The organism is Bradyrhizobium sp. CCGUVB14, assembly GCF_024199935.1.
Classification (GTDB): domain Bacteria; phylum Pseudomonadota; class Alphaproteobacteria; order Rhizobiales; family Xanthobacteraceae; genus Bradyrhizobium.
Genome location: NZ_JANADS010000001.1, coordinates 7944068 through 7963684 on the forward strand (window position 1 = coordinate 7944068; position 19617 = coordinate 7963684).

18 protein-coding genes and 1 pseudogene are annotated in these 19617 nt (G+C 64.4%); 7 read left to right on the forward strand and 12 right to left on the reverse strand.

What is annotated here, in order from left to right; all coding sequences use genetic code 11:
• Positions 1-4: 4 nt before the first annotated feature.
• From NLM32_RS37070 to NLM32_RS37085, 4 genes are all read left to right on the forward strand, one after another.
• Complete coding sequence (locus tag NLM32_RS37070) at positions 5-667, forward strand: amino acid ABC transporter permease (RefSeq protein ID WP_254133633.1); 663 nt, start codon at positions 5-7, stop codon at positions 665-667.
• Positions 664-1422: an amino acid ABC transporter ATP-binding protein gene (locus tag NLM32_RS37075; RefSeq protein WP_254133634.1), complete on the forward strand. Its 759-nt coding sequence runs from the start codon at positions 664-666 to the stop codon at positions 1420-1422. Before NLM32_RS37070 ends, NLM32_RS37075 begins: the two co-directional genes overlap by 4 nt.
• 38 nt (positions 1423-1460) lie before the next feature.
• Complete coding sequence (locus tag NLM32_RS37080) at positions 1461-2189, forward strand: aspartate/glutamate racemase family protein (RefSeq protein WP_254133635.1); 729 nt, start codon at positions 1461-1463, stop codon at positions 2187-2189.
• Positions 2190-2431: 242 nt separating this feature from the next.
• On the forward strand, positions 2432-3748 hold the full coding sequence (locus tag NLM32_RS37085) for an MFS transporter (RefSeq protein WP_375143658.1): 1317 nt from the start codon (positions 2432-2434) through the stop codon (positions 3746-3748).
• 15 nt (positions 3749-3763) lie between these two features.
• Here the strand turns inward: NLM32_RS37085 and NLM32_RS37090 are convergent, their stop codons facing one another.
• Positions 3764-3922: a hypothetical protein gene (locus tag NLM32_RS37090; protein WP_254133637.1), complete on the reverse strand. Its 159-nt coding sequence runs from the start codon at positions 3920-3922 to the stop codon at positions 3764-3766.
• A gap of 298 nt (positions 3923-4220) precedes the next feature.
• Here NLM32_RS37090 and fusA point away from each other — a divergent pair.
• Positions 4221-4475, forward strand: a pseudogene (gene fusA / locus NLM32_RS37095) (elongation factor G); the annotation flags it as partial.
• Positions 4476-4639: 164 nt separating this feature from the next.
• Here the strand turns inward: fusA and NLM32_RS37100 are convergent.
• From NLM32_RS37100 to NLM32_RS37110, 3 genes are read right to left on the reverse strand one after another with little or no spacing between them, the layout of a single operon-like run.
• Positions 4640-6301, reverse strand: a complete 1662-nt coding sequence (locus NLM32_RS37100) for a carboxylesterase/lipase family protein (RefSeq protein WP_254133638.1) — start codon at positions 6299-6301, stop codon at positions 4640-4642.
• Positions 6298-7794, reverse strand: a complete 1497-nt coding sequence (locus NLM32_RS37105) for a carboxylesterase family protein (RefSeq protein ID WP_254133639.1) — start codon at positions 7792-7794, stop codon at positions 6298-6300. Before NLM32_RS37105 ends, NLM32_RS37100 begins: the two co-directional genes overlap by 4 nt.
• Before the next feature lie 22 nt (positions 7795-7816).
• On the reverse strand, positions 7817-9154 hold the full coding sequence (locus NLM32_RS37110; RefSeq protein ID WP_254133640.1) for an MFS transporter: 1338 nt from the start codon (positions 9152-9154) through the stop codon (positions 7817-7819).
• Between the two features lie 214 nt (positions 9155-9368).
• Between NLM32_RS37110 and NLM32_RS37115 the strand changes: the two genes are divergently transcribed.
• Complete coding sequence (locus NLM32_RS37115; protein WP_254133641.1) at positions 9369-10019, forward strand: TetR/AcrR family transcriptional regulator; 651 nt, start codon at positions 9369-9371, stop codon at positions 10017-10019.
• Between the two features lie 77 nt (positions 10020-10096).
• Here the strand turns inward: NLM32_RS37115 and NLM32_RS37120 are convergent, their stop codons facing one another.
• The 6 genes from NLM32_RS37120 to NLM32_RS37145 form a co-directional block, all read right to left on the reverse strand.
• Complete coding sequence (locus NLM32_RS37120) at positions 10097-10882, reverse strand: ABC transporter permease (protein WP_254133642.1); 786 nt, start codon at positions 10880-10882, stop codon at positions 10097-10099.
• Complete coding sequence (locus tag NLM32_RS37125; protein WP_254135511.1) at positions 10879-11691, reverse strand: ABC transporter permease; 813 nt, start codon at positions 11689-11691, stop codon at positions 10879-10881. Before NLM32_RS37125 ends, NLM32_RS37120 begins: the two co-directional genes overlap by 4 nt.
• Before the next feature lie 64 nt (positions 11692-11755).
• Complete coding sequence (locus NLM32_RS37130; protein WP_254133643.1) at positions 11756-12799, reverse strand: ABC transporter substrate-binding protein; 1044 nt, start codon at positions 12797-12799, stop codon at positions 11756-11758.
• Between the two features lie 22 nt (positions 12800-12821).
• A complete protein-coding gene (locus NLM32_RS37135) occupies positions 12822-14129 on the reverse strand; it encodes an FAD-binding oxidoreductase (RefSeq protein ID WP_254133644.1) in 1308 nt (435 codons plus the stop codon).
• A gap of 15 nt (positions 14130-14144) precedes the next feature.
• A complete protein-coding gene (locus NLM32_RS37140) occupies positions 14145-14861 on the reverse strand; it encodes an HAD family hydrolase (RefSeq protein ID WP_254133645.1) in 717 nt (238 codons plus the stop codon).
• Positions 14862-14896: 35 nt separating this feature from the next.
• Positions 14897-15976 (reverse strand): ABC transporter ATP-binding protein, encoded by a 1080-nt coding sequence (locus tag NLM32_RS37145; protein WP_254133646.1) that lies wholly within the window; start codon positions 15974-15976, stop codon positions 14897-14899.
• 212 nt (positions 15977-16188) lie between these two features.
• On the opposite strand from NLM32_RS37145, the gene NLM32_RS37150 reads away from it, so the two are divergent.
• Entirely contained in the window at positions 16189-17127 is a 939-nt protein-coding gene (locus tag NLM32_RS37150; RefSeq protein WP_254133647.1) for a LysR family transcriptional regulator, read from the forward strand.
• A 130-nt stretch (positions 17128-17257) separates the two neighbouring features.
• Here NLM32_RS37150 and NLM32_RS37155 read toward each other — a convergent pair whose 3' ends face one another.
• A complete protein-coding gene (locus NLM32_RS37155) occupies positions 17258-18403 on the reverse strand; it encodes an alpha-hydroxy acid oxidase (RefSeq protein WP_254133648.1) in 1146 nt (381 codons plus the stop codon).
• Positions 18404-18420: 17 nt separating this feature from the next.
• A complete protein-coding gene (uxuA, locus tag NLM32_RS37160) occupies positions 18421-19611 on the reverse strand; it encodes a mannonate dehydratase (protein WP_254133649.1) in 1191 nt (396 codons plus the stop codon).
• Positions 19612-19617: the final 6 nt, after the last annotated feature.

Consider the following 19617-nt stretch of genomic DNA (forward strand, 5'->3'; position numbering starts at 1 on the left):
GATCATGTATGTCTGGGACTTCGCGGCGCTCAAGCCGTATTGGGGCCTGATCTGGCAAGGGCTCCTGGTCACCCTGTTCTACACGGTGACCACGGTGGTCGCGGGTCTCGCCATCGGACTGTTCGTCGGCATCTTGCGCACGACGGCGCCGCGTTGGGTCACGGTGCCGCTGCGTCTCTATATCGAAGTGTTCCGCTGCACGCCGCTGCTGGTGCAGCTGATCTGGGTCTACTACGCCCTGCCCGTCCTGATCGGCGTCGACATGTCGCCGGCCATGGCCTGCTTCATCGCGCTGTCGCTCTATGCCGGCTCGTTCTATGCGGAAATCTTCCGCGGTGGCATCGAGGCCGTTGACACCGGCCAGTGGGAGGCCGGCCGCGCCATCGGCATGCGGCGCGGAAAAATCTTTCGCCGCATCGTGCTGCCGCAGGCAACCCAGGTGATGATCCCCTCCTTCATCAACCAGACCATCATGCAGTTGAAAAATACCTCGCTGGTCTCGGTGGTCGCGGTCGGAGACCTGCTCTACCAGGGCACGGTGATCACCGCGTCGAGCTACAAGCCGCTCGAAGTCTACACCACGATCGCCGTGCTGTACTTCGTCGTGCTGTTCCCGCTGACGTTGGTCGCTGACAGGGTCGAGCTCAAGATGGGAGCGCATCGATGAGTGCTCTGATCGCAAACAACATCCACAAGGCGTTCGGCGACCACGAGGTGCTCAAGGGCGTCTCGCTTTCGGTCGAACGCGGCGAGGTCGTTACCCTGATCGGCGCCTCGGGCTCCGGCAAGTCGACCTTCCTGCGCTGCCTGAACCTGCTGGAAATGCCGCAGCAGGGCGAGCTGGCGATCGGCACGCACAAGTTCTCTTTCGGCAAGGGCGTGCGCGCCGCGGGCGACGCCCAGCTCGCGCTGCTTCGACGCAGCGTCGGCATGGTGTTCCAGCACTTCAACCTGTTCCCGCACATGTCGGTGCTGTCGAACGTCACCGAGGGCCCGGTGCAGGTGAAAGGCATGGCGCAGGACGAGGCCGACGCACTCGGCCGCGACCTCCTGGCCAAAGTCGGCCTCGCCGACAAGGCGGACGCCTTCCCGAGCCGGCTGTCCGGCGGCCAGAAGCAGCGCGTCGCCATCGCGCGCGCGCTCGCCATGAAGCCCGACGTGATGCTGTTCGACGAGCCGACCTCGGCGCTCGATCCCGAACTCGTCGGCGAAGTGCTCTCCGTGATCCGCGGCCTTGCCGCCGAAGGCATGACCATGGTCCTGGTCACCCACGAGATGGCCTTCGCCGCCGACGTCTCCACCCGCGTCGGCTTCATGAACGACGGCATCATGGCCGAGATCGGCACGCCGGACGAGACCATCCGACAGCCGCGCAGCGAACGGCTGAAATCCTTTCTCAGCCGGTTTCACGAGACGCATTAGACTGGTGTCGCGACCATTCCGAATCAGTGGGACGATTGATGAAACTGCGCGGTGGCTTCACGAATTACGGCGAGACGATCGGCATCCTGATGCTCGATACGAAGTTTCCGCGTCCGCGCGGCGACATCGGCAACGCGCTCTCCTATGACTTCCCGGTGCGCTACAAGATCGTCCGCGGCGCTCACGCGACAAGGATCATGGGCGACCAGCCTGATCCGGCCCTGCTCGATCCCTTCATCGCGGCTGCCCGCGAGCTGGAGGCCGACGGCGTCAAGGCAATCACGACGAGCTGCGGCTTTCTCGCGCCGTTCCAGAAGCAGCTCGCAGCGGCGGTCAATATCCCGGTCTTCACCTCGAGCCTGATCCAGGCACCGCTGATCCATGCCATGCTGCCACCGGGCAAGGTCATCGGCATCTTCACCGAACGCGGCCATCACATGAACGAGGGGCACTTCCGCGGCGTCGGCTGGTCGCCCGACGTGATCCCCGTCCAGATCCAGGGCATGAAGCCCGATGCGCAGTTTCCCGCGACCTACATTCTCGGTCGGGAGGAATTGGACACCGACGTGCTGCGTGCCGAGATGATCGAAATGACGGAAGCGTTCATGGCGTCCTGCAAGAACCCGGGCGCGATCCTGTTCGAGTGCACCAACATGTGTCCGTTCTCGCGAGACGTCGCCGAGAGATCGGGCCTGCCCGTGTTCGACATCAACACGTTGATCAATCTGTTCTATCGCGCGGCCAATCCGGTGCCGTATCTCGGCTGAGCCAGGATGACGCACCGCTGACCAGCCGCGCAGCAAGCGCGGCTGCGGCGTTTTGGGCCGATTTCACCGGACATATTGACGCGGATGCCCTGAGCAAACCGGGACGCTGATATGCGCGCTGCCTTACGTGGCCCTTCCGGTGTTGACGCGAATCCATGCGCGTTTAAGTAGGTGAGACAAAGACTGCAGGGATGGCGACGTTCGCTGGGCTGGTTCCCGTTGCCGTCACCCATGCAGGACACATGACGACCTCGCCTCACGCGGCCTCGCCAAGCGCGACACCGAATTCGGCTTCCGCGCCCCCTCATCTCGCCATCGTCCTGTTCTCGCTCGCGATGGGCGGCTTTGCGATCGGGACCACCGAATTCGCATCGATGAGCCTGCTGCCGTTCTTCGCGGCTGACCTTCATATCGACGAGCCCACGGCCGGACACGCGATCAGCGCCTACGCGCTCGGCGTGGTGCTGGGCGCGCCTCTGATCGCCGTGCTCGGTGCGAAATTCGCCCGGCGCACGCAGCTGCTGGCGCTGATGGCCGTGTTCGCGCTCGGTAACGCCCTCACCGCGCTGGCACCCGGCTTCGGCGCGATGATCGCCGCCCGCTTTCTCTCCGGGCTACCCCATGGCGCCTATTTCGGCATCGCCGCGCTGGTTGCGGCATCGCTCGTTCCGCAAGACCGCCGCTCGCGGGTGGTCGGCCAGGTCATGCTGGGGCTGACCATCGCCACCATCATCGGTGTGCCCCTGGCCAATCTGATCGGCCAGCGGGTCGGCTGGCGTGCCAGCTTTGGCCTCGTGTCGGTTCTGGCCTTGCTGACGATGCTGTTGTGCGCGCTGTTCGCACCGCGCGACCAGGCCGGCCGATCGGATCCGCTGCGTGAGCTCGGCGCGCTCAAAAGCCGCCGCGTCTGGACGACGCTCGCGATCAGCGCCATCGGCTTCGGCGGCATGTTCGCCGTCTACACTTATCTCGCGACGACCTTGATCGAGGTCACCAAGGTCAGCACCGAGGTCATCCCGTTCTTCCTGGCGATCTTCGGCATCGGTGCCACGCTCGGCAATCTGTTCGTGCCGCGCTTCGCCGACCGCGCGCTGATGCCGACGGCGGGCGGCATCCTGGTGTTTGCAACACTCGCGCTGCTGGCGTTTCCGCTTGTCGCCGGCAATCCCTGGCTGCTCGCGATCGACATTTTCGCGATCGGCGCCAGCGTCGCGCTCGGTGCCGTCTTGCAGACACGGCTGATGGACGTGGCCGGAGACGCTCAGGCGCTCGCTGCCGCGCTCAATCATTCGGCGTTCAACACCGCCAATGCGCTCGGCCCGTTCCTCGGTGGCCTCGCCATTCGTCAAGGCTGGGGTTGGACCTCGACCGGTCCCGTCGGCGCCGCCCTGGCGGTCCTGGGCTTTCTGATCTGGATCGTCGCCTACCGCGACACCGGCCCCGCGCCGGTCGAGCAAGCCGCAGGCAGTGACGCCGCGCCACGCGAAGCTGCTCCCCTCAAGCGCGCGCCACCACTGGCGCCGATTGAGCGGAGCCGTTCGGAAGATCCGGTGGCCTGACGGATCGCAACGCGCTCAGAACAAAGCGGCGTTGAAGGCCTGTCCATAGATCATCGCGGCCACGAGCGAGACCAGCAGGCCCGCGCCCGAGAAGATCATGAGGATCTTCAGTGTTTCGACCTCGATATTGGTTCCCGTCGCGCGGGATATTGCTCTTGCCAATGCAGCAATCATCGCCAGCTCCGAAGCCGGCCGCGCAGACGCGGGGCCTGATGTCATTTAGCGCAGATCGGCGCGATTGGCTGTGAAGCAGATTACAGGTGCGGGTTGGTGATCGGTCTGGCGCCAGGGCGCAATCATAGATCTTCGTCCGTGTTCGGTTAGCCCCGATACCGACGACCTCTGTGCGACTGCGGCAAATGTTGCGATGGGCCAAAAGCGGGCCAAGCTAGACCGTTCAAGGTAACAGTGTTAACCTTGGGTTGAACTCAAGCTGGCCCAGTTCACACGCGGAGTGAAGTTTTTGAGCGCAGAGCCGATCATGAAGGTCGAAGTGGTGACCCCGGAAGACTGCACCGGCGCGGTCGTCGGCGACCTGAATTCGCGGCGCGGCCAGATTCAGGACCAAGGCATGCGCGGCAAGGCCAACGTCATTACCGCGATGGTGCCGCTCACGAACATGTTCGGCTACGCGAACAGCCTGCGCTCTGTGAGCCGAGGGCGTGCGACTTTCACGATGAGTTTCGATCACTATGCTACGACGCCTACGCCATCGAATTCCAACTAACTGATATTGCGTTAGAATAGCCGAAATTGATTGGAAGCGCGGCTTCTGGTTTGGGTCTCATTCCCGGCGGATTCATCAGACGTTGTGAGCAGGTTGATGTCCGCTTCTGCCCGCAAGCGCCGAACCAGACGCGTTGCGTCTGGCCGGGCTCCCGTGAGCCCGCACTAATCGCGCGACACGCGCGGGGTCGAGGGCGTGACGTTGGCTGGCGTGTGGAACTCTAGCCGCGCCCGGTTCTCCTCACGCACGCCAGAGTCGTCGCCGAACTCGACATAGGTCTGCGCGTCCTGCTTCCATTGCGGCCATGGCGTTGCCGGCGTGGCGGGATTGCCTGACCGCGCGAAGGCGACCAGCGTGTCCATCATGCGTTCGGACAGCGCACGGTCGAACTCGGTCCAGTTGCGCGTGGTGCGGAATTTGTTGAAGGCGTCCTGCGTACCGAACCAGTAAGGTACGTCAGAGGTGTGATAGGCCCCGATCTTCTGCGGGCTGTCGAAGAACTCGACACCGGGCGCGAACGGATGCACGCGCGAGAACATGTACATGTAGAACGGCGCCTTGCCGGCCCTCACCTGGGCTTCCGCCCAGTTGCGCGTGCCGATCTCGACCAGTCCCTCGCGCGCGGCGAGCAGGCCCATCGCCTTCGCCTCGCCGTCAGTCTTCGCAGGATAGAGCGCGAGGAAGCGATCGGCCTGGTCGCCGTAGAGCTTTTTCGCGGCGGCGACATAAGCCTCTAACGTGCCCGCGGTACGCAGATCGTTCGAGCTTTCGTCGCTGGTGAAGCCGGCGACGGTCGCGACGTCGTTCTGCTTGCCCGCAGCAAAGATGTTGGGGACCGTGTCAGGCAGCACGTAACCGTCGATATCGGGCGTGACCGAGATCGTGCCGGCGCAGCCGAGCTGGCAATCCTTCTGGATGGCGAGAATCTTGTCGGCCTGGATCTGCCGCATCTCGGCCAATGACGATGCGCCTAGCGCTGACTGCACCTCGAGGCCGATCTTCTCCGCGGCAGGCAGCGCCGGGAATTTGAAGCGGTTGTCGAACATGCTGAGACTCATGGCGAAGCCGCGATTGAACAGGCCCTTGGCCAGCGGGCTCGCTTCCAGCGCCGACACCGACATCGCGCCGGCCGACTGACCGGTGATGGTGACGTTGTCGGGATCGCCGCCGAATTGCGCGATGTTGCGCTTGACCCATTGCAGCGCCGCGACCTGGTCCATCAGGCCGTAATTGCCGGAAGCATGGTTCTGCGATTCCGCGGTCAACTCGGGATGGGCGAGATTGCCCAGAATGCCGACGCGATAGTTGAAGCTGACGAAGATCGTGCCCTTCTTCGCAACGTTCTCGCCGTCATACATCGCCATGCCGCTGGAGCCGAGGGTGAAACCGCCGCCATAGATCCAGACCACGACCGGCAGCTTCGCGCCCGGCTTGGCATCCGCGCTCGCCCAGATGTTCAGATAGAGGCAGTTCTCGCTGGTCGCCTCTTCGCCGAAATAGTGATTGAGATTGTGCCGTCGCAGCACTTGGATGCATTCCGGCCCCAACCGGTCGGCGTGGTAGACCCCCTTCCACGCCTCGACCTTCTGCGGCGCGCGCCAGCGCAGATCGCCGAGCGGCGGCGCGGCAAAGGGAATGCCGAAATAGGCTTTGACGCTCGACGGCAGCACCTTGCCGGAGACGGCGCCGCTGTCGATGCTGACGGGGTCTCCGGGAACAGGCGTCGCGACGATTTGCGCGGCGACGGGTGAAGCCGTCAGCAGCGCGAACGCGCCAAGGAGCGAGACGATCGAACCGCGCGTAGCATTCCTGTTCAAGATGCTCATACGGCCTCCCTGATGGTCTTTTTATTGTTGGTGCCGGTGCTCAGTTCCGCCCAGAGGCGAGAGCGCACGCCTTCGTTGAGAGGCACAATATGAAACGGCTGGCCGAAGATTGCGAGTGGCTCCTTAGGCAGGTCGAACCGCGGCCAGGCTTCCGCGACATCGGGCGCGCCAGATGTCACGAAGCGCAGCAGGCTGGTCTGGAACCGCGCCGCGACGTCGATATCGGCCGGGGTCATCGGACCGCCCTTGCGCTTCAGGATCGGACGATCGATGAAGTCGGGCAGATGCGCCCAGAGGCAGGCATTGTCGGCGCCGTGGGTCGGTCCTTGCGACAGGAACGGCTCCAGCGACGGGCGATGGTCGAACCGGCTCAGCCACACCGCGCCACCCGCGGCTGCGTGGCTTCGCGCGAGATCGGCCATCGGGCGGTGCCAGAACGCATCCGACAGCAGCGCCTCGTATGGATCCTCGTCAGGGCGTGCCGAGCCGCGATAGCAGGCCAGCAGACGCTCCCAGCCGGCATCGCCGAAAGCTGTGCGCACATTGCGCTCGGTGGTGCGGATCATCGCGGCCGGCGGCGTGCTCTTCAAAAACATCACCATCTCGTCGCGGCAGGAACCGAGCCAAAGCGGAATGTCGCGCAAGCTTCCCTCGGCAAAGATGTCGCGCGGCTCGCGTGCGATCACGGTGCCGTCGAGCACCGGGCCAAACACGGTGCCTGAAGCGGTCTCGTCGGCGATCCTGCGGCCGACGCGCTCGACGGCTGCGAAGAGTTTTGGCAGCGGCACGGAGGCAATGGCCGCGGGGTCGCTCGCAAGCTCGAGCTCTTCGATGACGCGGCGCGCGACCTGGTCAGCATGGTCGGCGCTCATGATGTTGCGACCAGGCGCACTCAGCGCCAGTGCGCGGGCGAACTTGCCCTTGGCCTGCGGCAGCGTCGCGAGCGCGATCACCATCGACGCGCCGGCGGACTGGCCCGACAGCGTCAGTTGGTTCGGATCGCCGCCGAAACTGGCGATGTTGGCATGGACCCAGTCGAGCGCGGCTAGCGAATCCGAAATGGCGAGGTTGTTGGCCTCGGCCAATCCGTGACGATGCAGCTGCAGGAAGCCGAGCGGGCCGAGCCGGTAGTTGATGGTGACGATGACGGCCGGGCCGTGTGCGGCAAGGAATGCGCCGTCATAATCGGCGCCGCCGCCGGTGACGAAGGCGCCGCCATGGATGAAGAACAGCACCGGCAGCGGGCGATCAGCGCCCACGGGCGTCCAGATATTCAGGCTGAGACAGGATTGTTCGACCTGATCGAGATGCCCGGGCTGCGGCGCATAAGCGCCGTAGTCCGTGCAACGGCGCGGCTCCGTCCACGCTTGCGGCGGCGTCGCCTTGGCAAATCGCCGCGCGGCCGCGAACGGCACGCCCTTGAAGGCGCGGACGTGCCCCTGCTCGGCCCCGATGATCGGGCCGTGCGTGGTCGGAATAGCGTTGGTCAGCATCGATCCTTGTCCTGTCTTGCGCTCACGCGCGCCGCTTGCCGAGATCGGCGATGTCGACCTTGTGGGTTTCCCGTGCGGTCATCGCGGCCAAGGCGGAGGCGACGCAGCAACCGGCGACGAAGATCGCAACGGGGACCCAGCCATTCGGGCCTTCGCCGACCAGGCTCGCGCTCACCAGCGGCGTGAAGCCGGCGGCGAGGAAGCCGAGCTGGGTGCCGATCGCCGTGCCGGAATAGCGCACGCGCGCCTCGAACATCTCCGCATAGAACGACGGCCAGATCGCGTTCGGCGCCGAGTAGATGATGTAGAGGCCGATCGCGGCGACGAAGATCGCCGCCGTGCTGCCCGACGTCACCAGCATGAAATAGGGGAACAGCAGCACGGCGCAGCCGAGCACGCCGCCGATGAACACGGGCTTGCGGCCGATCTTGTCGGCGAGCAAGGCCCAGAGCGGCTGTGCGAACAGCGCCGTGACATTGCCGAGCACGCCGGCCCACAGCATGGTCGGACGCGCGACACCGAACTTGCTGGTGGCGTAGCCGAGCGCGAACACCGCGGTCAGGGTGCTGACGGTCGCGATCAGCGCGCAGACGATGACGCGCAGCACGTCCGGCCAGTAGTCTCGCAGCAGCGCGACCACGGGAAAGCGCGCCACTTGCGCCTTGTCCTTGATGTCTTCGAACACGGGCGTTTCCGGCATGGTCCGCCGCACCAGATAGGCGACCAGCAGCACCAGCGCGGAGAGCAGGAACGGTATGCGCCAGCCCCAGCTCAGCAGCTGATCTTCCGGCATACTGGACACCGGGATGAACACCAGCGTCGCCAGGATCGCGCCGGCCTGGGTGCCGCTCAGGGTCCAGCTCGTGAAGAAGGCGCGGTTGGAATTGGCGGAGTGCTCCAGCGTCAGCGAATTTGCTCCGCTCTGCTCGCCGGCCGCCGACAGGCCCTGCAGCAGGCGCAGCAGCGTCAGGATGATGGGCGCGGCATTGCCGATCGTCTTGGCATCCGGCAGCAGGCCGATCGCCAGCGTCGAGGCCCCCATGATCACCAGCGTGAACAGCAGCACCGTCTTGCGGCCGATGCGGTCGCCGAAATGGCCGAGGATGACGGCGCCGACGGGACGCGCGATATAGCCGATGCCGAACGACAACAACGCGAGCAGCGTCCCGGTCGCGGGATCGACATTGGCGAAGAACACTTTTGGAAAGATCAGCGCCGCCGCGGTGCCGTAGATGAAGAAGTCGTAGTATTCGAGCATGCTGCCGACGAAGCTGACCAGCGCAGCGCGCTTCGGCAGCTTGTTTGGCGTGGCTTCCGCGCCGGCCGGCGCGTGCAGCGATGCAGTCGAGATCGAGCTCATCGAAAATTCCTCCCCGTGTGCGATGGCGGTCGCAGCTCGCTTTGGCCCGTCCGGCCGTGCGCGCTTTTTTTGCTTTTGGTTGCCGCAACCTTGGTTTCAATCCATAATGTACGAACTAGTACGTTTATGCAAGTCGGCATCAAAAGTCGTCGGATTGGGCGAAATTTGCCTTCACCTTCAAGGTGATCCATAGAAACGGGCGGGAGAAACAGTGATGCTCGAGCGCATGCCACCCCCATTGAAGCGCACCAACGACCCCGAGCGCACCAAGCGCGACATCCTCGAAGTGGCGATGGCCGAATTCGCCTCGGAGGGCTATTCCGGCGCCCGCGTCGATGCGATCGCGGCGCGGACGCGCACCTCGAAGCGGATGATCTATTACTATTTCGGTGGCAAGGAGCAGCTCTACCTCGCGGTGCTGGAGGAAGCCTATCGCAGCATCCGCGCATTGGAAGACCAGCTCGATATCGCAAGCTGCGACGCGCGCGAGGGCCTGCGCCGGCTGATCGAGGCGACCTTCGACCACGACGAGCGCAACCCGAACTTCATCCGCCTCGTCTCGATCGAGAACATCCACCACGGCAAGCACCTGAAGCAGAATCTGCAGCTGCGCCAGCTCAACGCCAGCGTGATCGCGACGCTCGACGGCATCTTGAAGCGCGGCCGCAGCGAGGGCGTCTTCCGCGACGACGTCGACGCCATCGATCTGCATCTGGCGATCTCTTCCTACTGCTTCTTCCGCGTCGCCAACCGCCACACTTTTGGCGCGCTGTTCGATCGGGATTTGAGCGAGCCGAAGGTGCTGGCGAAGAGCCGAAGCCAGATCGTGGAGATGATCTTGGCGTGGCTGGGGGCCAAGGGTTGAAGCGAAAGCTCGCCACGCATTCGCTGTCGTCCCGGCCTAGTTCGCCATTGCGCACGAGGCCGGGACGACATTAACCCCTACCCCGTCTTCTTCTGCCGCGCACTCGCCAGCAACACCAGCATGAAGGACGCCGCGGTCATCAGCGTCGAGATCGCGGCGATGGTCGGATCGATCTCGTCGCGGAGCGCGGTGAACATGCGCTTGGTCAGCGGCTGATACTGGCCGCCCGAGATGAACAGCGCGACGATGGTCTCGTCCATCGCCGAGATGAAGGCGAAGATGCCGCCGGCGACCACGCTCGATTTGATCTGCGGCAGCGTCACCGCAAAGAAGCTGCGCAGGCGGTTCATGCCGAGGCTGCGGGCGACCATCTCCTGCGCGGGATCGAAGCTCTGCAGGCCCGCGAGCACCGAGATGACGACGTAAGGCAAGCCCAGCATCACGTTCGCGAGCACGAGGCCTGGCAGGGTCGCGACCAGGCCGATCTTGGCATAGACGAAGAAGATGCCGACCGCGGTGATGATGATCGGCACCACCAGCGGCAGCAGCAGCGCCATGTGGATGACACGCATGATCCGCAGCTTCGACTGGCTGATGGCGTAGGCGGCAGCGACGCCACACGGCGTTGCGATCGCCACCGTGAACAGCGCGACCGTCAGCGTCACCTGCGTCGCCTGCATCCAGGCCGGATTGGCGAAATATTGCTGGTACCAGCGCAGCGAGAACGACGGCGGCGGGAACGTCAGGAATCGCGCGCTCGAAAACGAGATCGGCGCGATGATCAGCACCGGCAGGATCAGATAGATCAGCACCAGCGTGCTGATCACGTAGAGGGCGATCCGGGCGGGCGAGATGCGCGTCATTTCTGCCCCAGCACGCGATCGAGCGAGATAAAGCGGCTGACGACGAAGAAGATCAGGAGCACGCTCACGAGCAGCACCACGGCGACCGCGCTCGCCGCACCGAACTGGTTGTAGAGCTCGACATTGCGGCTGACCAGCATCGACACCATCACGGTGCGGCCACCGCCGAGCAGCTCCGGCGTGATGTAGAAGCCGAGGCAGAGCACGAACACCATGGTGCAGCCCGCCAGCACGCCGGGCAGCGACAGCGGCAGGAACACGCGGAAGAAGGTCAGCGACGGGCTCGCGCCCAGGCTGGCGCCGGCCTGCATGAGATCGCCGGGGATTTTCTGCATGGTGGCGTAGAGCGGCAGCACCATGAACGGCAGCAGGATGTGCACGGTCGCAACCACCGTGCCGAACGTGTTGTGCACCAGCGCGAGCGGCTCGGAGATGACATCGAGATAACGCAGGAATTGATTGATCACGCCGGTGCGCTGGAGCAGCGCCAGCCAGGCATAGGCGCGCACCAGCACCGATGTCCAGAACGGCAGCACGACCAGCGACAGGATGAGGATGCTCCAGCCCTTCGGCACGGAATTGGCGAGATAGGCCACGGGATAGCCGAGCAGCAACGCGATCACGGTGACCGCGAGGCTGATCTCGAAGGTCAGCGCAAAGCTCCGCCAGTAGATGTCTTCGGTGAAGACGCGGCGATAGTTCTCCAGCGTGAAGCCGTCATGGTAGATCGACTGCCAGGCCAGCCAGCCGACCGGCAGCACGATCAGAGCCAAAATCACCAGCAACGCCGGCGACACCAGTGCCAGCATCAGGCCGTTCTCGCGGCGCTGATGCTTTTGCGATGGATCTGGCACGGATGTCACCAAGGCTGCCTCACTTCTGCATGAACGATGCCCAGCGCTTCTCGGCGGCTTCACCGGCCGGCGAGGACCACCAGGCGTAGGACATCAGCGCCTGCTTGGCGGCATTGGCCGGCTCGCTCGGCAATTGCGCGGCGCGCTCCGGCTTGATCACGCTGGTCTCGAACGCCTTGGGATTGCCGGGGCCGTAGTCGATGTTGAGCGGCAGATTAGCCTGGTGCACGGGATCGACGGCCTCGTTGAGGAACTTCACGGCCGTGTCGAGATTCGGCGCGCCCTTGAGGATGCAGAGCGAGGTGCTCTGCAGGATGCCCTGGTTGTAGGTGAAGGTGACCTTGGCGCCCTCCTTCGCGACCGCGCTGACGCGGCCGTTCCAGGCCATTTCCATGTCGACCTCGCCGTCATTGAGCAACTGCGCCGACTGCGCGCCCGAGGTCCACCACACCGTGATGTGCGGCTTGATCTCCTCCAGCTTCTTGAAGGCGCGATCAACGTCGAGCGGATAGAGCTTGTCCGGCGCGACGCCGTCGGCCATCAGCGCCGCCTCGAGCGTGGCGAACGGATGGTTGCGCAGCGCGCGGCGACCCGGGAATTTCTTCACGTCCCAGAAATCGGCCCAGCTATTGGGCGCGTCCTTCGGGAAGGTCTTCTGGCTGTAGGACAGCACGCTGGAATAGAACTCGTAGGACACCGAATAGGGACTGCGATAGGACTCCGGCATCGCGGCGCCGTTTGGAATCTTCGAGAAGTCGAGCTTCTCGATCAGCCCCTGCTCGCCACCACGCAGGCAATTGCCGGTGGGCGTGTCGACCACGTCCCAGATCGGCTTGCCGCTGCCGACCTGGGTCTTGATCGCGGGCCAGGCGTCGGGGATGGAATCCTGGTTGATTGTGATGCCGAGCTTCTTGGCGGAGGGATCGAGGATCGCCACCGTCTGTGCCTGCTGATAGGCGCCGCCTTGCGAGACGAAGGTGATCTGCTCGGCGGCGTGCGCCGCGGTGAAACCACATGCGCCCAGCAATGCGCAGCCCAATCCAAAATTCAGCTTCGTATTCATCCTCGCCTCCTCCAAATGAACATCACTGACCGATCGCATCGAGAAACTGGTACCAGCCGGCGACCATGCGCACGGCGGGCTCGCGCAGCGGATAGAACGGAATGGCCTTCATGCGGCTGATATCGAGCAGCCCGACCTCGGGCGTCTCGCCGCGCACGAAGGCGGCGAGATAGCGGCCCATCAGGCTCGACATCGCAACGCCCGCACCGTTGTAGCCCATCGAGACCAGCGTGCGGTCGTCGATCCGGCCGATATGCGGCACCGAGTCCAGGGTCATGCCGACGAGGCCCGACCATTTGTAGGCGAGCGGGACGTCGACGAGATCAGGGAAGATGCCGACCATCGCCTTGCGCAGCGCGTCGAACGCGGCTTGCGAATCGTGCTTACCGAAGGCGCCACGGCCGCCAAAAATCACGCGGTTGTCGACCATGCGGAACCAGCGCATCATGCGCTTGGTCTCGGTGTAGGTGCGTCCCGTCGGCATCAGCTTGCCGGCGAGATTGCGCGGCAACTGCTCGGTGGCAATGAGGGCGCTGCGGAACGGGATCAGCGTGCGCTGCAGATGCGCAGTCGCGCCGGTGAGATCCGAATAGCTATTGGTGGCGATGATCGCCTGTTTTGCGCGCACCGCGCCTTGCGGCGTCTCGGCGACGACGCCATCACCCTCCCGCCGGAGTTTGATCACCGGCGATTCCTGGAAAATCGGAACGCCGCGGCGTGCCACGCCATCAGCGAGGCCGCGCAGATAGTTCAGCGGGTGAATGCCGCCCGAGCCGGGATTGAGCACGCCGCCGACAAAGATGTCGGAGCCGGTCTCGTCGCGCACGCCGTGCTTGTCGAGGATGCGAACCTCGGCCGAGCCCATCTCGCGCGTCATCCAATTGGCTTCGTCGATCGCAGCCTTCAGCGTCGTCTCGTTATGCGCGGCCTTGACCTGGCCGGTGCGGATCAGGTTGGCGCTGGTGATACCGAACACGGAGACCAGCTCCTCGACCATGTCGGTCGATTCATGCGCGATCTCATACATCCGCTTGGCCATGGCACGGCCATGGATGGCGTCGATTTCGCGGAACGAGAGCCGAAACTTTGCGGTGATCACCCCGCCATTGCGCCCGCTCGCACCCCAGCCGGGCCGGTTCGCTTCCAGCACGATTGGCGCGAGTCCACTTTTGGCGATGTGATGCGCAGCGGAGAGGCCGGTATAGCCCGCACCGATGATCACCACATCGGCCTGCTGCTCGCCAGACAGCACGGGAAACGCGCGCGCCGGCTCCGCTGTGGCTTCCCACAGCGAATTGGCCGATGGCAGCGCGTTCCAGTCCGGTGTCATGCCGGCGCTCACGGATTACGCCGCAGGCCCGATAGCCGCGTCGGCCAGCGCCTTCAGCGTCGAAAAATGGAAGTCCGGTTTTGTCAATGTCTCGACCGCAGGCGTACCGCCAAAACCGCCGATGCCCTGGCGGCGCTCGATCCAGCACACTTTATATCCGAGTTTCCGCGCGATCCCGATGTCGTGATACTGGCTCTGCGCGACATGCAGAATGTCGGACTGCTTGTAGCCAAAGGCCGACTGGCGCCCCTTGTTATAGGCGAAGAACTCCGGGTTCGGCTTGGCTACGCCGGTGTCGTCGGCGCAGACGGTGTCGTCGAAGGGATTACCGAGCGCATGTGCGTAGCAGGACAGCGCGACGCGGTCGGCATTGGTCATCGCGACCAGACGAAACTTCGTGCGCAGGCGCTTGAGCGCCTCGACCGAATCCGCAAACGGTCCCCAGCGCAGCACGGAGAGCTGGAACACATCGCAGGATGCATCGTCAGCGGGCAGCCCGAGCTCCTTGGCGAGATGGCGATAGACGTGGAACATCGCCTCGCTGGAGCGATCGTAGTGCTTGTCGCGGCCGCGCTTGTAGGGCTCGAAGATCTGCTCGTCGCTGAGCTCGGCCGGTGTCTTGCCGGAGATCTTGCGCACCGCGGAGAGCACGCCGGTTTCGAAATCGATCAAGGTGCCGACGACGTCGAAGGTGAGAACCTTGAAATTGCTGAACGCGGCTTGGGTCGACATATCAGTTTCTTCTCTCAGGTTGGACAAGGTTTTGGTCAGTCCACCCGGGGCACCACGATGGTGTCCTCGGGGTGAAGGGTGACGGTGAGACTGCCGCCGAGCGGCGGGATGCGGCCATAGGCCTGGTGATAGGCCGGCTGACGCAGGCTGAGCGCGATGCCGTCAGTCAGCGCCAGAAAGATGCGCAGGCTCTCGCCCTGGTAGACGATGTCGGTGACCGTCCCGGTCAGGCGGTTACAGGCAGAATCCTGCGCGCCGTCGTCGATCAGGAGCTTTTCGCTGTGCACGGCGAGCATCAGCGCATCACCGTCGGGAATGGCGCGGGCGCTGCGCAGAAGCGCATGGCCGAGCGCGACGCTGGAGGCATCGACGCGGCGGACCGGCAGCATCGTCGCCTCGCCGATGAAGCTCGCGACAAAGGAATCGGCGGGATGATCGTGCAGCCGCTCGGGCTGGTCGATCTGGATCAGCCGGCCGTCCTTCATCACGGCGACGCGGTCGCTCATGGTCAGCGCCTCGCGCTGGTCGTGGGTGACATAGATGATGGTGGCGCCGATACGCCGGTGCAGCGCACGCAGCTCGATCTGCATGGATTCGCGAAGCTGTTTGTCGAGTGCAGAGAGCGGCTCGTCCATCAGGATCAGCTGCGGCTCGAAGATCATGGCGCGTGCCAGCGCCACGCGCTGGCGCTGGCCTCCGGAGAGCTGCGCGATGCCGCGTTCCTCGTAGCCGGCAAGCCCGACCATCGCGAGCGCCGCGCGCACCTTGTCGGGCCAGCTCGCTTTCGGCAGGCGCCGCGCGCGCAGCGGAAAAGCGACGTTCTCGCCGACGCTCATATGCGGGAACAGCGCGTAGTTCTGGAACACCACGCCGATGTCGCGCTTGTGCGGCGGCATATAGGTGACGTCGCGGCCGCCGAACAGAATTGTGCCTGATGTCGGCAGGATGAAGCCGCCCAGAATGCCGAGCAGCGTGGTCTTGCCGGAACCGGAGGGGCCGAGCAACGAGACGAATTCGCCGGCGCCGACATTGAGGGAAACGTCGTCGAGAGCGCGAACGGCGCCGTACGCCTTGCTCGCGGACCTGATCTCGACGCTTTCCGCTCGTTTGTCCAACGATCGACCTCGTCTCGTTCCCTGGAATGGCGTGCCTCACTGCGCGCCATAAGCCTGCATTATAGACAGCGTTTTGAAGCATTTGCCGGCGCAGCGTGCGCCGCACCAAATCTTCTCCAGAACACCCATTCTTTAGGCTGTGATCCCAATGACACCAGACTTGGCAAAACTCGGCAATTGCCAAATTCTCACCGCGCTCATAACATGACGTTATGCCCGAGCTGCGCCGGATGCTGCCCTCAAGTAACGCCCTGTTCGTCTTCGACGCAGCAGCGCGCAATGGCAGCTTCACGGCGGCCGCCGCCGAATTGAACGTCACGCAGCCCGCGGTGAGCCGCATGCTCGGCCAGTTCGAGGATCATCTCGGCGTCCGCCTGTTCGACCGCAAGGCCGGCCGCGCGGTGCTCACCGAGGAAGGCGAGCTGTTGTATCGCCGCGTGCTCGAAGGCTTTCGCAGCATCGAGACCGGCCTCGTCGAGATCGAGCGACGCCGCAAGGGCACCGAGACGGTGACGCTGTCGGTCTCCTCCGCGTTCACCACGCATTGGCTGATGCCGCGCATCGACAAGCTGCAGAAGCAGTTTCCCCAGGTCGATCTGCGCTTCCAGCTGATCTCCGGCGCGCTGCGCGGGGCGGTCGAGAATGTCGACCTCGGCATGCGCTTTCGTGACCGCGAAGAGCCGTCGTCCGGCGGCACGCTGGTGATGAAGGAAGTGATGCTGCCGATGTGCAGCCCGGGCTATCTCGGCGAGACCGATCCCGCAGAGGGCAACACCATCATCCGCCTCGCCGAGACGCCGGGCGACTGGGCCGCGGATTATGCGTCGCTGCTCACCGGACGCCGTGGTGCCGCCAAGGCTTTGAGCTTCACCGATTATGCCGTCGTGGTGCAGGCCGCCCTGCTCGGCCAGGGCATCGCGCTCGGCTGGCTGACGGTCGCCTCGCACTGGCTGTTGACCGGCGCGCTGGTGCCGGCCTCCGACAGGCTCACCACCACGCGCCGCATCTGCGAATTCCTGCCGCCGCGCAACCGGCCGATGCGCCCCATCGCCGCCGAGATCCGCGACTGGATCATAGCCCAGATGCACAGCGAGGTCGCGGCGATCGACAAGCTCTATCCGAAGCTTGGCGCGATGGACGCTTGCTATTAGAGGCAGCTCTCCCTTCACGTCATTGCGAGCGCAGCGAAGCAATCCAGAGTCTTTCCGCGGAGGGATTCTTCGCTCGCAATGACGATTGGATAGAGCTTGGCCTCAACGATGCTCAATCGATCGAGGCGCGCTACCGAAAGCGCAGATTGGCGCGCGACAGCTGGCTGATCGACGTGCATCCCATCAGCTTCATGCCGCGCTCGAGCTCCGTGCGCAGCAGCCCGAGGGCGCGCTCGACACCGGGCTGGCCCGCGGCGGCGAGCGGATAGAGATAATATCGTCCGAGCCCGACCGCCTTGGCACCGAGCGACAGCGCTTTCAGGACATGGGTTCCGCGCTGGATGCCGCCATCCATCATCACGTCGATGCGGTCACCCACGGCGTCGACGATTTCGGCGAGCTGGTCGAAGGCCGAGCGGGAGCCGTCGAGCTGGCGGCCGCCATGGTTGGACAGCACGATGCCGGCACAGCCGATATCGACCGCGCGACGCGCGTCTTCCACCGACATGATCCCCTTCAGGCAGAACGGCCCGTTCCAGTTCTTCACCATCTCCGCGACATCGTCCCAGTTCATCGCGGGATCCAGCATCTCGGTGAAATAGCGACCGATCGACATGGTGCCGCCGCCCATGTCGACATGCTCGTCCAGTTGCGGCAGCCGGAATTTCTCGTGGGTGACGTAATCAATGCCCCATCGCGGCTTGATCGCGAACTGCAGCATGCCGGCCAGCGTCAGGCGGAAGGGAATGCTGAAGCCGGTGCGCAGGTCGCGTTCGCGATTGCCTCCGGTGATGCTGTCGACCGTCAGCATCATCACCTCGACGCCGGCCTCCTTGGCCCGCTGCATCATGGCGCGGTTGAGACCACGATCCCGGTGGAAATAGAACTGATAGACCTGCGGCGTGTCATAGGCCTTGCGCAATTCCTCCAGGCTCACCGTGCCCAGCGAGGAGACGCCGAACATGGTGCCGTATTTCGCGGCCGCCGCGCCGACCGCACGCTCGCCGTCGTAATGAAACAGCCGCTGCAAGGCGGTCGGCGAGCAGTAGAACGGCTGCGCCAGCTTCTGGCCCATGACGGTGACCGAGAGATCGACCTGCTGCACGCCGCGCAGCACATTGGGTAACAGGTCGCAATGCTCGAAGCTGGCACTGTTGCGTCGCAGGGTCGTCTCATCGTCGGCCCCACCGTCGATATAGTCGAAGATCGGGCCGGGCAGCCGGCTGCGTGCCAGCCGCCGGAAGTCGTGGAAGTTATGACACTGTGCCAGCCGCATCGCTTACCTTAGATCTCCTAGTGATGCTCGATCGCACGAATCGCGCCGCGGAGCTCGGCGAGGCCACGGAGGCGGCCGATTGCAGTATAGCCGGGATTGGTACGCTTGGTAGCGGCGAGATCGTCCAGCATGCGATGGCCGTGGTCGGGACGGAAGACGATCCTCTGGTCCGGTGAGCGCCGAGCATTCTCCTTCAACAACGCCTTGAGCACCGCAATCATATCGACGTCGCCGTCGAGATGATCGGACTCGTGGAACGATACCCCGTCCGCCTCGCGCTTGGTCGCGCGCAGATGGGCAAAGGCAATGCGCGGGCCGAAACGTTCGGCCATGGCGGGCAGATCGTTCTCGGCGCGCACGCCGAGCGAGCCCGTGCAGAGGCAGATGCCGTTGGCCTTCGACGGCACGGCGTCGAACAGTGCCTGGTAGTCCTCGGCGGTCGAGGCGATACGCGGCAGGCCGAACAGCGGCCGCGGCGGATCGTCGGGGTGCAGCGTCAGCGACACGCCGAGCTGCTCGGCGACCGGCGCGACGCGGCTCAGGAATTCGGCGAGATGCTGCCGCAGGATCTTTGGCGTGATATCGCGATAAGCGTCCAGCTTGTCGCGGAATTGCGGAATGGTCATCGGCTCGGTGGTCGAGCCCGGCAACGCGCTGGCGATGACCATGATGAGATAGTCGATATCGGCCTGGCTCATCTGATCGAACAGCTTCTTGGCGCGCGCCTGCTGCTCGGGGGAGTATTCCTGTCGCGCAGCCGGACGTTCCAGGATGTGCAGCTCGAACGCCGCAAAGCGATCCTGATCGAAGCGCAGGGCACGGGCGCCGTTTGGCAGCTCCCATTCGAGATCAGTCCGGCACCAGTCGACCACGGGCATGAAGTTGTAGCAGATGATCTTGATGTCGGAGGCGGCCAGCGCCTCCATGCTCGCGATCCAGGCGTCGATCGATTTCGTGGCCTTCCCGCCGAGCCGCTTGACGTCGTCAGGGATCGGAATCGATTCCACCACCGACCAGGTCAGCTGCGAGCGGCCGGGCTGGCCGTTCTCGATGAAATTCTTGCGCTCCTCGACCGCCTTGCGTGTCCAGGCTTCCCCAATCGGCACCTGATGCAGCGCCGAGACGATATCGCTCGCCCCGGCCTGCCTGACGTCGTCGAGCGACACGGGATCATTGGGTCCGTACCAGCGCCATCCCTCGAGCATCATCTGGAT

Coding starts and splice junctions, on each gene's coding strand:
- NLM32_RS37110 (WP_254133640.1), bottom strand. CDS start 9,154: ATGAGCTCGATCTCGACTGCATCGCTGCACGCGCCGGCCGGCGCGGAA.
- NLM32_RS37130 (WP_254133643.1), bottom strand. CDS start 12,799: ATGAATACGAAGCTGAATTTTGGATTGGGCTGCGCATTGCTGGGCGCA.
- NLM32_RS37090 (WP_254133637.1), bottom strand. CDS start 3,922: ATGATTGCTGCATTGGCAAGAGCAATATCCCGCGCGACGGGAACCAAT.
- NLM32_RS37150 (WP_254133647.1), top strand. CDS start 16,189: ATGCCCGAGCTGCGCCGGATGCTGCCCTCAAGTAACGCCCTGTTCGTC.
- NLM32_RS37075 (WP_254133634.1), top strand. CDS start 664: ATGAGTGCTCTGATCGCAAACAACATCCACAAGGCGTTCGGCGACCAC.
- NLM32_RS37120 (WP_254133642.1), bottom strand. CDS start 10,882: ATGACGCGCATCTCGCCCGCCCGGATCGCCCTCTACGTGATCAGCACG.
- uxuA (WP_254133649.1), bottom strand. CDS start 19,611: ATGATGCTCGAGGGATGGCGCTGGTACGGACCCAATGATCCCGTGTCG.
- NLM32_RS37080 (WP_254133635.1), top strand. CDS start 1,461: ATGAAACTGCGCGGTGGCTTCACGAATTACGGCGAGACGATCGGCATC.
- NLM32_RS37115 (WP_254133641.1), top strand. CDS start 9,369: ATGCTCGAGCGCATGCCACCCCCATTGAAGCGCACCAACGACCCCGAG.
- NLM32_RS37125 (WP_254135511.1), bottom strand. CDS start 11,691: ATGCTGGCACTGGTGTCGCCGGCGTTGCTGGTGATTTTGGCTCTGATC.
- NLM32_RS37105 (WP_254133639.1), bottom strand. CDS start 7,794: ATGCTGACCAACGCTATTCCGACCACGCACGGCCCGATCATCGGGGCC.
- NLM32_RS37100 (WP_254133638.1), bottom strand. CDS start 6,301: ATGAGCATCTTGAACAGGAATGCTACGCGCGGTTCGATCGTCTCGCTC.
- NLM32_RS37135 (WP_254133644.1), bottom strand. CDS start 14,129: ATGACACCGGACTGGAACGCGCTGCCATCGGCCAATTCGCTGTGGGAA.
- NLM32_RS37085 (WP_375143658.1), top strand. CDS start 2,432: ATGACGACCTCGCCTCACGCGGCCTCGCCAAGCGCGACACCGAATTCG.
- NLM32_RS37140 (WP_254133645.1), bottom strand. CDS start 14,861: ATGTCGACCCAAGCCGCGTTCAGCAATTTCAAGGTTCTCACCTTCGAC.
- NLM32_RS37155 (WP_254133648.1), bottom strand. CDS start 18,403: ATGCGGCTGGCACAGTGTCATAACTTCCACGACTTCCGGCGGCTGGCA.
- NLM32_RS37070 (WP_254133633.1), top strand. CDS start 5: ATGTATGTCTGGGACTTCGCGGCGCTCAAGCCGTATTGGGGCCTGATC.